This window comes from Actinomycetota bacterium, assembly GCA_030682655.1.
Lineage (GTDB): Bacteria > Actinomycetota > Coriobacteriia > Anaerosomatales > JAUXNU01 > JAUXNU01.
Window position 1 is genome coordinate 1 of the sequence record JAUXNU010000154.1, and the last position, 11,157, is coordinate 11,157.

Consider the following 11,157-nt stretch of genomic DNA (forward strand, 5'->3'; position numbering starts at 1 on the left):
GCGCCAACAGGTCCCAGCGCGCCACGAAATCCTGAATCGTCGAGGCATCCAGAAGTGCTGGGATGAAGCCGACGTCGGCGGAGCGGTACATCGCCTGCACGCGTGAGCTGAGCCGATCGCGGGCCTGGTTCTCCTCCGCGACGACGCGGTCGAGTTCCGCGGAGGCCAGGGCCATTCGCGCGTTGAGGTCCGCGGAACGCGCCTGAGCGGCCTCGAACCGCTCGACGGCGCGCTCGACGACGGCGCGGTCCGCCGATGTCTGGGAAGCCGAAGGCGTGGCCACTGCGGGCACCGCAAGTGACCCCGCGATGCATGCCGCAATCGCACAGGTGAGAGTCAGGCTGGCTGTCCGTCGAAGAGACATGGTGACCAGTGTACCAACCTGAGCAACGCACCCCCATTTGCCTGACACGTCCGCTGACACGTCCGCAGGAGCATCGCCGGGGAGTTCAGGCTCGGGCGCGTGCTATACTGGAAACACCCTCGACCTCGAGATCGCGCTTGTCCTACCTCGGCTGGGACACCCTGCGCCGTCGGCTTCCGCCGTCGCACATGACGCCATGAAGCCCAATCAGATCCTCGAGCCGCAATCCGGGAACCCTCCCACGAGATCGTGTCATTCGTGCGTCGAGACGCTCGCTTCGAGCCGCTCGACCGGGTCCCTGCTGGTCGAAGGAGTGTCATGTCTACCGTTCCGAATCCCGGGTCGCCGCATGCACCCGGTCACATGCCCACGGCAGTCGTCTACTGCGAGGCGAACTTCGGCGCCGTCGACGGCAAGACCGCCAACGGCCTGGTTCGCCACTCCGAGAAGTACGAGATCGTCTCGGTCATCGACAGCAAGAAGTCCGGCCTGGACGCGGGCGAAGTGCTCGGCGGCAAGGCGAGCGGGATCCCTATCTGCGCGGACCTGGCCGACGCGGTTGGACTCGCGGAGGGCACCCCCGATGTCTTCATCTTCGGGATCGCGCCCGCCACCGGCATGCTCTCGGTCCACGAGCGCGGTGTGGTGCTCGAAGCGATGGGCTACGGAATGGACATCGTGAGCGGGCTGCACGAGTTCCTCGGCGATGACCCCGTGTTCGTGGCGGCTCAAGCAGAGTGCGACGTGACGATTCGGGACGTGCGTCGACCCCGCAACAAGAAGGATCTGCGGCTGTTCGACGGCAGTATCTCCTCGGTCACCTGTCCTCGCATCGCGATACTGGGCACGGACTGCGCGATCGGCAAGCGAACGACGGCCATGATACTCACGCAGGCGCTCAACGAGCGCGGGATCAAGGCGGTCATGGTCGCCACGGGCCAGACAGGTCTCATTCAAGGCGCGCGCTATGGCGTGGCGCTCGATGCCGTGCCCAGCCAGTTCTGTGCGGGCGAGATGGAGGGCGCGGTGGTGCAGGCCTTCGAGGCCGAGCACCCTGACGTGATCATCGTCGAGGGACAGAGCGCCCTTGGTCACCCCGCATACCTGTCGTCAGGCTTTGTACTGCGGGGCAGCCAGCCCCAGGGTGTCATCCTCCAGCACGCTCCGGCGCGACTGATGCGCTGCGACTTCGACGATCTGCCGGTCTCGTCTCCGGCGAGTGAGATCAACCTTATCGAGACGTTCGCCGACACGAAGGTCATAGGCCTCACCATTAACCACGAGGGCATGAGCGATGCCGAGTTGAGCGCAGCCATCGCGTTCTACGAGATCGAGCTCGGGATTCCCGCAACGGACGCGCTTACGCGCCCGACTGACGCACTGGTGGAGATGGTGCTGCGCGCATTCCCGGCGATCCGCCGGAGCAGCGCCGCAGCCGGAACCGGCTCACCGGGTGTTCCTGCCGCGAGCCGCTAGGCGGGCTATCCCGGACCAAGAAAGCCCTGCCGAATCGGGGGTGTGGCCAGCGTCGGAACGGTTTCGTCGGTAGGGACGACAACCATTCGTTCATCAGCTTCGAGCGTGCGGTTCTTGAGGCTACAAGCATTCTTTACAAACGGTAAAGTGCGTGTTTCCCTGAGACTGTAGACCATTCGACAGAGGGGTGGTTGAAGGATGGCCGAAGCGCCCGCCCTGATGGTTCGGGACGTTCAGAAGTCCTACGGCGGCGTGGTCGTTCTGCAGCCGACCTCCTTCTCGGTGGCCCCCGGCCACGTCACCGCGCTTGCAGGGGAGAATGGTGCAGGCAAGTCCACCGTCCTCAAGATCATTTCAGGTCAGGTGCGCCCGGACCAGGGTGAGGTCTTCATCTATGGCGAGCCCCTGACAAGCAGCGACCCCGTGATCGCCCGTCGGCTCGGCGTGGCGATCGTTCCGCAGGAACTTGCCCCATATCTGGACCTGACGATCTACGAGAACATCTTCGTTGGCCGTGAGATCCGTAACCGCTTCGGTCTGCTCGATCGATCCGCGATGGCCAGGCAGGCGCGAGAGATGCTCGACGTTTTCGAGCTGGACATCGATCCCCATTGGCGGATGGGTCGGCTTTCTACTGCCCTGATCCAGATCGTGGAGATTGCCAAAGCGACGACGTGGGGGGCTCGCGTACTGCTTCTCGATGAGCCGACGTCGGCCATTCCCGATCACGAGGTCGGTCGCCTCTACTCGGTGATTCATCGCCTGCGCGAACAGGGCGTGGCAATGGTGTATACCACGCACCGCATGGCCGAGATTCAGGAGTTGGCAGACAGCGTCATCGTCCTTCGAGACGGGAGACTCGTCCTGGAGTCCGGCATTGCAGATGCGGGCGAGGCGACGATCGTGCACGCCATGGTCGGGCGCGACATGGACGCGCTGTTTCCCGAGCAGTCTAGGTCGAACGGTCCTGTGCGACTGGAGGTCCGGGATCTTCAGGTGTGCCGGAGCAGCCCCACCGTGTGTCTGGACGTCAAGCAAGGAGAGATCCTCGGGATCGGCGGTCTAGTCGGCGCCGGGCGTACCGAGATTCTTGAGGCGATGTTCGGCATACGTCATTCGTGTGGCGGAACAATCTTGCTGGATGGGGAGCCTATCGAGCGTAATAACCCGGATTCGGCGATTCGCGCCGGATGTTCGTTTGTCCCCGAGGATCGTAAGGGCGCCGGACTGGTGCTCACTCGTTCGGTTCTTGACAATGGGAGCCTCCCGCACCTGAGGGCATTCACCTACGGCGGATGGATACGGGGTATCGCACGCCGATCTGCGGTTGAGAAGGCGATGAGTTCGGTGAACCTCAAGTCAAGAGGACTGGCCCAGCTCGTGGGAACGCTCTCAGGCGGCAATCAGCAGAAAGTCGTTCTTGCCCGCTGGCTGACGCAGAGCGGACGCGTGCTCTTTCTTGACGAGCCGACCCGAGGAGTCGATGTCGGGGCTCGTGGTGAGATCTATTCGATTATCCGTGACCTTGCGGCGACGGGGCTCTCCGTCGTTTTCGTTAGCTCCGACATGCCTGAGCTGATCGGACTCAGCCATCGGGTGGTGGTCGTTCGCGCGGGCGCGATCGTAGGAGAGCTGGATCGTGCGGCTCTCGACAGAGAGGATGCCCAGGAGCAGATCTTTCGGCTGGCAAGTGGACAGACACTCGACCTGCTTGGCGGGAAGGCGTCGTGAGTCGCCAGCGAATGCGCGCCGCACGATGGGAACAATACGCACGACGGAGACTATGGAGCTCAACATGAGCGGTGAGACCAAGATGAATCGGGATTCCGGGGGCGCGGGCGAACCGGAAGGCGGTAAGCTCCATCTCAACCGTACGCGGATAGTCAACCTGCTCCTGAGGAACCTGATGGCGCTGGTCGTCATCGCTGTCGCGGTCTATTTCAGCATCGCCAGACCGCAGTTCGCGACGCTACCGAATATGCGCACGATACTGATTGCCGCCGCGCCGTTTGCGCTCATCGCACTGGGACAGACGCTGGTTATCCTCACCGGGGGCATCGACCTGTCAGTGGGTAGCATCGTTGCGCTGAGTGCAATGACGGGTGCCGCAATCGTTGTAGGTCATCCCGAGCGCATGTTGCTGGCCTCTGCTGTTGCGATTCTCGCGGGCCTTTTGGCCGGTCTGATTAGCGGCCTTGTCGTGGCCTACGTGAATGTGCCCCCCTTCGTGACTACACTAGGGATGCTCAGCATCGCCTCGGGTCTTGCTTATGCGATCGGCAACGGTGCTCCCATCAACGGGCTACCGCTGGAGTGGGGCCAGATCGCCAATACGAGAGTGCTCACCCTGCAGGCTCCCGTCCTCGTGATGATCGCTGGCTTCCTCATCCTCGGCATTGTGATGGCGCGTACCTCGTTCGGAATGCGCATCTACGCGGTGGGTGGAAATCGGACAGCCGCCGAGGTAGCAGGCGTGAAATCGCGCCGGATACTGACGAGCGTCTACGCGATCAGCGGCGCTCTCGCGGGGATGTCAGGTCTTATTTTGTCGTCCCGGGTCATCTCAGCGGCACCATATTTGGGTAAAGGATATGAGTTGGGCGCGATAGCGGCCGTCGTTATCGGCGGTGCGAGTCTGCAAGGTGGACGAGGAACGGTCTGGGGCACGCTGCTTGGTCTGCTTCTCATACAGACGCTGAACAACGGACTGGACATCCTCGTGGTTCCCGCGTACTGGCAAACTGTGATTAGCGGTCTCCTTATCGTGTCAGCTGTCGCCGTCGACATGGTGGCGAGCAAGCGTTCGTACCAGTAGGTTTATCCGTAGTCGATCTTCGGCTCCGGACATATTTCGAAGGAGAGTGAGTCGATGAGTCGCCGCAGATCCTGGTTAGGAATCGTGATCGTCGTCGTGCTGCTGCTCGCGCTGGGCTTGACGGGATGCGCAGCCGATACTACGCCTAGCGAGACGTCCGGTGAGACGCCCGCTGAGCAAGTTCGTGTCGGTGTCACGGTCTACAACATGTCGTCCTTCATCACCCAGGGCAAGGAGGGTATGGAGGCGTTCGCCGCAGCGAACGACATCGAACTACTCTGGAACTCCGCGAACAACGACGTCGCCACTCAGGCCAGCCAGGTCGAGTCGCTGATCAACCAGGGCGTCGATGCGATCATCATCGTTCCGGTTCAGGCAGACTCCCTGCAGCCTCAGCTGCAGGCCGCCGCAGATGCGGGTATCCCGGTGCTCGCCGTCAACACCACCCTCAGTAACGAGGAACTGATCACCGCGGCAGTGCTTCCGGATGACGTAGCCGCCGGTGCTCAGGAAATGCAGATGATGGCCGACGCACTCAACGGCGAGGGCAAGATCGTCGTCCTCCAGGGTCCGCTCGGCTCATCACCAGAGCTAGATCGCACCGAGGGCATCGAGTCGGTTCTCGCTGAGAACCCGAACATCGAGGTGCTCGCGATCGACACTGCCAACTGGGCTCGCGAAGAGGCAGTGAACAAGGTCAAGAACTGGATCTCCAGCTTTGGCGGAGAGATCGACGGGATCGTTGCCGAGAACGACGATATGGGCCTCGGCGCCGTGCAGGCGCTCAAGGAAGCCAACATGTCAGTGCCGGTTGTCGGCATCGATGGCATCGAAGATGGTCTCCGGGCAGTGGAGAGCGGCGACTTCATCGGCTCTTCGCTCCAGCACGGACGTGTCGAGCTGGCCGCTGGTCTCGCCGTGGCCCTGAAGGTCATCAACGGCGAGGATTATGAGAAGAACTACGTCTACACGATGCCTCCGATCACGCCGGACAACGTGGATCAGTACGTCAAGAACGTCGTCACCGAGAAGGGCGCCTTCCTCGAGACGCTTCCTGAGCTCATGGAGCAGAACCTTGAGTCGGGCGACATCGCCAACGAAGTGCTGCAGTAGTCAATGGGGTGGGGTCGGCTTGGCGGCCGACCCCACCGGCTCTTCCTGAGCACGAAGTGGCCGCCTGAAGCGCTTAGGGCGGCCATTGTTTCGTACGGAGACCGGTGTTCGAGGCGGACTGGAGGAGAGCCATCTCATGACGCACCTGTTCAACGATCCCGCGACCTTCATGGAAGACATGCTTGCGGGGTTCACGAGCCTCTATCCGCAGTACGTAGCGCTGGTTCCGGGTGGAGTTGTCCGATCTGTGGAGCCTCGAGACGGTAAGGTCGCGGTTGTTGTTGGCGGAGGTTCCGGTCACTACCCGGCGTTTTGTGGAGTTGTCGGCGAGGGCTTCGCGGACGGTGCGGTTGTCGGCAACATCTTCACATCGCCTTCAGCAGATGACGCTTACAACGTCGCCAAAGCAGCATCGGCAGGCGGCGGGGTCTTGTTCATCACAGGCAACTACGCGGGCGATGTTCTGAATTTCAACCAGGCAACCGAACGTCTGCGCGCGGAAGGCGAAGACGTCCGGGCGCTCTATGTGACCGATGACGTGGCTAGTGCGCCTCGGCAGACTGAGGAAGATCGGCGGGGCATCGCCGGGGACTTCACCGTCTTCAAGGTAGCCGGTGCCGCAGCCGACGCGGGCTACAGCCTCGCCGAAGTCCACCGGGTCGCTAGCCATGCGAACCTGCGGACCCGCACCCTCGGGGTAGCTTTCGCCGGCTGCACCTTGCCGGGGGCGGACAAGCCCCTTTTCACCGTGCCTGCGGGAAAGATGGGGCTCGGTCTCGGGATCCACGGTGAGCCCGGGATATCCGACGAGGATCTGCCCAGCGCCGCTGGTCTGGCACGGATTCTCGTCGAGGGCGTGCTCGAGGAGTACTCCGAGAGCGATGGAAGTCGTATCGCGGTGATCCTGAACGGCCTGGGTGCCACCAAGTACGAGGAGCTCTTTGTTGTGTGGGGGGCGGTTGCCCGGTTGCTTGCGGAGAAAGGCCTCGAGGTCGTCGACCCGGAGGTCGGCGAGCTGGTTACCAGTCTGGACATGGCCGGGTGCTCGCTCACCCTGATGGTTCTCGACGACGAGCTCGAGGGTTTCTGGCGGGCAGCTGCTGACACCCCTGCCTACAAGAAGGGCAGCATCGGACACGCTCCGGGTGCCTCGGCGAAGCGTCGAGAGATCAAGGTCGATGCCGGACACGATGAGCAGACAGGACCACTCGAGGCGAGCGACGCCTCGCGCAAGGGCGCGGTGCGCGCGCTTGCAGCGCTTGAGGCTATCAGGGAGACGATGATCGCCTCGGAAGACGAACTCGGTCGGATCGATGCGGTCGCAGGCGATGGCGATCACGGCCGGGGCATGGTCAAAGGGACGACTGCTGCGGCGGTTGCCGCCAGGGTGATCGACCAGCGCCACGGTGGAGTCGGATCGCTGCTGAAGGCCGCTGGAGACTCCTGGGCCGGAAAGGCCGGCGGCACCTCGGGCGTTTTGTGGGGAGCAGCCATTGCGAAGGTCGGCGCGCGACTCGGCGACGAGGCAGAGACAATCACCGCACTCGATGTCGTTGAGGCCATGCGCGCCGGGATGGAGTCCATCAGCTCGATGGGTGGCGCGCAGCTTGGTGATAAGACCATGCTCGATGCGTTCGCCCCGTTCGTCGACGCTCTTGCCGCTGCGGTAGAAGCCGGTGACGGGCTGACCACTGCGTGGGGGAAGGCAGCCGAAGTGGCGCTCAAGGCTGCCGACGAGACTGCGCCGCTCAGGCCTCGCATCGGCCGTGCGCGCCCGCTCGCCGAGAAGAGCGTTGGGACTCCCGATGCGGGTGCGGTGTCCTTCGCGCGTGCGATGGCCGCTGCCGGTGCCGCACTTCGTGATAACTGATGTTACAAAATGCTACCGACTGGTTCGAAAGCGAGTGGAGAAAATGAGCACGAGCACTGCAGGTTGGCGGATCGTCGTTGGAAGCGATGATGCCGGGTTCGACTATAAGGAGCGGATAAAGGCCGACTTCCTTGCCGATGAGCGGGTTGCGGAGGTGATCGACGTCGGCGTGGGCGCCGACGAGTCCACCTTCTACCCGAATATCGCGATCACCCTGGCGACGGCGATTGCCGAAGGGCGTGCCGATCGGGGTCTCCTGATATGCGGCACCGGCCTCGGGATGGCCATCTCGGCGAACAAGGTTCCGGGTATTCGTGCGGTTACCGCCCATGACTGCTATTCGGTGGAGCGGTCCGTCTTGAGCAACGACGCGCAGGTCCTCTGCTTCGGACAGAGGGTTGTCGGGCTGGAGCTGGCACGCCGGCTCGCTTCTGAGTGGCTTGGGTATCGATTCGACACGGCCTCGCCCTCTGCGGACAAAGTCGCCGTGATCAAGACGTACGAGGCCGGTCGGTAAGGCGATTTTCTGAGAGGAGACAGTCGTGGGTGAAGGACAGGCAACGATAGACATGTCGTTTTCGCTGACAGACAAAGTCGCGGTAGTGACCGGGGGTGCTTCGGGTATCGGCAAAGCGATTGCGCAGGCGTATCACGACAAAGGCGCCAAGATCGTGATCGTCGATCTGCAACTGGATGCTGCCAAGGCAGCAGCAGCGCTGATCGGTGACGACGTTCTCGCATTCGGGTGCGACGTCTCGGACATTGAGTCGGTGAAGTCCGCGGTGTTGGCGATCACTGAGGCTAGCGGGCGCATCGACATCCTCGTCAATAGCGCGGGCATCGTGGCTCTTGCCCCTGCCGAGGAACTTGACTTGAAGGCATGGAACACAACGATAGCGGTGAACCTGAGCGGGACGTTCTTCATGTCCCAGGCCGTTGGAAAGGTCATGCTCGCGGCAGGTTATGGCAAGATCATCAACATGGCCTCACAGGCGGGCTCGGTCGCCTTGGACCAGCATGTGGCGTACTGTTCGTCCAAGTTCGGCGTTATCGGTCTGACCAAGTGCCTCGCTTCGGAGTGGGCTGGCCGGGGCGTGACGGTCAACTGCATTTCGCCGACGGTGGTCCTCACCGACCTTGGTCGCAAGGCATGGGAGGGCCCCAAGGGTGATGCTTTGAAGAAGCTGATCCCTACAGGCCGCTTCGCGCTTCCCGAGGAAATCGCCGCCGCGGCAGTCTTCCTGGCCTCAAGTGCTGCTGACATGATCAACGGCGCCGACCTGTTGATCGACGGAGGATACACGATTCGCTGAACATCGCTGACTGCGCAGCTGGCGGCACTCTGGCCGCCGACTGCACGGCAGACCCGCACCCGGTGCCGCGGATGCGGGTCCGCCTTCGCTAGCGGGATGTTCGCGTCAGTCGATCGAGCTCCTGGCTGCGAACACGAATGCGAGCTGGGGACGCAGCGCGGTGACGCGCTCGTAGGCTTTCTGGTCCCTGCGGGCCAGCCAGAAGAGCACCGATGCGGTGAGCATCGGGCCAAGCAGCGCGACCGTCATGATGGCCCACACGCCGAGTTCGAACTGATAGACGACGCCCCAGGCGACGATCGCGAACGAAGCCAGGAGCAGCATCGCGGCCGTGAAGCGCTCGTAGTACCAGCCCACGATCAAGGTCACCGCACACGCGATGAGTGGGATGCTCGCCGCGGTGAGTGCCGCGGTCGTTCCGGACTTGTTCAGCGAGTAGAGCCCCGCAAAGGCCGCTACGGACCAGAACAGTCCGCCTGCGAGTACGAATGCGCGGGCGATGCCCCGCTCGACAGCGATGCGCGTGCTCGTGTCCCGGGCTTCCTCGCGGGTGCCCGCCGGCGTCTTGACCAGGTCGTAGGCCATCACTCCCAGCACTGCGGGAATCCCGATGGCCAGCACGATCGTTCCGATGACTCCGACAATGATGAGGACTGCTGCAAAGGCGAGTGACATGGTCCTCAACCTCCTGATGCGTTCGTGGGGGGCAACCCCCAACCGTTACTTCCACTGAGATTGTTGCCCCGAAAGCGCCGCCGTAGGTTCGTGGAGGGTTGTGGTCGCATTAGGATTGTGTGAGCGAGATCCGCGCGCCCGTCACACGGCCGCGAGATCGAACCCGAACGTCGTGCCGGCGCCTGCCGAGGAGTCCACCACGATGGCCGAACCGTGGGCCTCGACGATCTCCTTCGCGATCGCCAGCCCTAGGCCCGTGCCACCGCCGCCTGCCCGCGCGGCGTCCGCGCGGTAGAAGCGTTCGAAGACGCGCGAGATCTCCTCGGCGGGAATGCCTGGGCCCTCGTCGATTACCTCGAAGCGCGCCAGGGATCCGTCGGGGGTGGCCCGCAGGTGGATCGTCGTGCCCGAAGGCGAGTGCTTGAGTGCGTTGTCGGTGAAGCTCAGCAGCACCTGTACGATCCGGTCTCGGTCCGCGCTCACGCGCATGTCGGGGTTGGCGACCTCGACCGAGAGCGCAACGCCCTGCTGGTCGGCGAGGGTCTGCATGACGCCGGCGACGTCACCAATCAGGTCGACGGCGTATTCCGGGGCGAGCCGCAACTCCAGGCTGCCCGCCTCGAGCTTCGCGAGCGTCAGCAGGTCCATGACGAGCCGGCTCAGGCGGTCGGCCTCGGTCTTCATGGTCTGGATGAAGTCGTCGCGAACCTCCGCGTCGTCCTTTGCCCCGTCGACCAGCAGCTCGAGGATGCCCTTGAGCGCGGCGATGGGGGTGCGCATCTCGTGACTCGCGTCGGCGACGAACCTGCGCTGCGCGTCTTCGATGCGGTGTCGCTCGGTCAGATAGCGGTGGCCCCGCCGGTAGCTGGTCTCGTCGATGCCTATCCGCATCAGGCCGTCGAGCGGGTCCACACCCGCCCCGCGCTCCTCCACGACCCTTCTCAGCACCCGCCCGACGGTCCTCCAGGCTATCCGCATCAGCTGCCCGACCGTGCTTTGGCTGGTGTTGGTCGCGAGCCATGCGACCTGGTCCTCGAAGTCGCGCGTGAACCCCGAGCCGGGCCGCGCCCAGGTCACCCGCGAGACAACCGCCCCGTGCGTGGGGCACAGCACCCGCGGGGCCTCGCCCTCGATCCACGCCCTGACCGTGCCGAGGTCCATGGCGCGCCAGCGGCGGCGTCCCCGCCCGCCGTCGTGCAGGCCACAACGCCTCCCGCACCGACTGCACCGGAGTTGCTGGCGCTTGTGCAGTCGTACCCTGACCACCAGGTCGTCACCTTCGAAGCCCACGCCCTCAATCAGGGTCTTCTCGACACCCAATAACCGCTTGAATAGACTGCTTGTGCGCACGTCGTCCTCCGTGGTTCGGTTTCCTGACCTTCACAAGAGCCAGTATCCCAAGCTCAGGGGCGCCGTGCGCACCTTCTTGGGGGCAGACCTGCACCCACACATGTGTCACAAGATCCACATCTTCTCGGTCGACGAGTACTACTGGGAGGATCGTCTTGCGTACTATGCCGCCCTTGACCAC

The 11,157-nt window shown here is 63.5% G+C and carries 10 protein-coding genes; 7 read left to right on the plus strand and 3 right to left on the minus strand.

The genetic code is table 11. The features are described 5' to 3' along the window. A partial coding sequence (locus Q8K99_09985; GenBank protein MDP2182879.1) for a hypothetical protein occupies nucleotides 1-292 on the minus strand: 292 nt, incomplete at its 3' end. Between the two features lie 390 nt (nucleotides 293-682). On the opposite strand from Q8K99_09985, the gene Q8K99_09990 reads away from it, so the two are divergent. The 7 genes from Q8K99_09990 to Q8K99_10020 all read left to right on the plus strand — a co-directional run bounded on the left by Q8K99_09990 (nucleotide 683) and on the right by Q8K99_10020 (nucleotide 8,951). Continuing rightward, nucleotides 683-1,840, plus strand: coding sequence for a DUF1611 domain-containing protein (locus tag Q8K99_09990; protein MDP2182880.1), 1,158 nt, complete (start codon nucleotides 683-685; stop codon nucleotides 1,838-1,840). A gap of 198 nt (nucleotides 1,841-2,038) precedes the next feature. Further along, entirely contained in the window at nucleotides 2,039-3,571 is a 1,533-nt protein-coding gene (locus Q8K99_09995; GenBank protein ID MDP2182881.1) for a sugar ABC transporter ATP-binding protein, read from the plus strand. A gap of 64 nt (nucleotides 3,572-3,635) precedes the next feature. Next, the gene (locus tag Q8K99_10000; GenBank protein ID MDP2182882.1) at nucleotides 3,636-4,655 is read left to right on the plus strand and encodes an ABC transporter permease; all 1,020 of its coding nucleotides are present in this window, start codon (nucleotides 3,636-3,638) and stop codon (nucleotides 4,653-4,655) included. A gap of 54 nt (nucleotides 4,656-4,709) precedes the next feature. After that, complete coding sequence (locus Q8K99_10005) at nucleotides 4,710-5,768, plus strand: substrate-binding domain-containing protein (protein MDP2182883.1); 1,059 nt, start codon at nucleotides 4,710-4,712, stop codon at nucleotides 5,766-5,768. Nucleotides 5,769-5,904: 136 nt separating this feature from the next. Next, complete coding sequence (locus Q8K99_10010; protein MDP2182884.1) at nucleotides 5,905-7,638, plus strand: dihydroxyacetone kinase family protein; 1,734 nt, start codon at nucleotides 5,905-5,907, stop codon at nucleotides 7,636-7,638. Nucleotides 7,639-7,681: 43 nt separating this feature from the next. Next, nucleotides 7,682-8,155 (plus strand): ribose-5-phosphate isomerase, encoded by a 474-nt coding sequence (locus Q8K99_10015; GenBank protein MDP2182885.1) that lies wholly within the window; start codon nucleotides 7,682-7,684, stop codon nucleotides 8,153-8,155. 52 nt (nucleotides 8,156-8,207) lie between these two features. Further along, nucleotides 8,208-8,951, plus strand: a complete 744-nt coding sequence (locus Q8K99_10020; GenBank protein ID MDP2182886.1) for a D-threitol dehydrogenase — start codon at nucleotides 8,208-8,210, stop codon at nucleotides 8,949-8,951. 105 nt (nucleotides 8,952-9,056) lie between these two features. Here Q8K99_10020 and Q8K99_10025 read toward each other — a convergent pair whose 3' ends face one another. After that, nucleotides 9,057-9,626, minus strand: coding sequence for a hypothetical protein (locus Q8K99_10025; protein MDP2182887.1), 570 nt, complete (start codon nucleotides 9,624-9,626; stop codon nucleotides 9,057-9,059). A gap of 141 nt (nucleotides 9,627-9,767) precedes the next feature. Further along, on the minus strand, nucleotides 9,768-10,976 hold the full coding sequence (locus Q8K99_10030; protein ID MDP2182888.1) for an ATP-binding protein: 1,209 nt from the start codon (nucleotides 10,974-10,976) through the stop codon (nucleotides 9,768-9,770). Nucleotides 10,977-11,157: the final 181 nt, after the last annotated feature.

Excerpts from the sequence above, each read along its gene's own strand:
- Q8K99_09990 (MDP2182880.1), top strand. The coding sequence starts at position 683 with ATGTCTACCGTTCCGAATCCCGGGTCGCCGCATGCACCCGGTCACATG.
- Q8K99_09995 (MDP2182881.1), top strand. The coding sequence starts at position 2,039 with ATGGCCGAAGCGCCCGCCCTGATGGTTCGGGACGTTCAGAAGTCCTAC.
- Q8K99_10000 (MDP2182882.1), top strand. The coding sequence starts at position 3,636 with ATGAGCGGTGAGACCAAGATGAATCGGGATTCCGGGGGCGCGGGCGAA.
- Q8K99_10005 (MDP2182883.1), top strand. The coding sequence starts at position 4,710 with ATGAGTCGCCGCAGATCCTGGTTAGGAATCGTGATCGTCGTCGTGCTG.
- Q8K99_10010 (MDP2182884.1), top strand. The coding sequence starts at position 5,905 with ATGACGCACCTGTTCAACGATCCCGCGACCTTCATGGAAGACATGCTT.
- Q8K99_10015 (MDP2182885.1), top strand. The coding sequence starts at position 7,682 with ATGAGCACGAGCACTGCAGGTTGGCGGATCGTCGTTGGAAGCGATGAT.
- Q8K99_10020 (MDP2182886.1), top strand. The coding sequence starts at position 8,208 with ATGTCGTTTTCGCTGACAGACAAAGTCGCGGTAGTGACCGGGGGTGCT.
- Q8K99_10025 (MDP2182887.1), bottom strand. The coding sequence starts at position 9,626 with ATGTCACTCGCCTTTGCAGCAGTCCTCATCATTGTCGGAGTCATCGGA.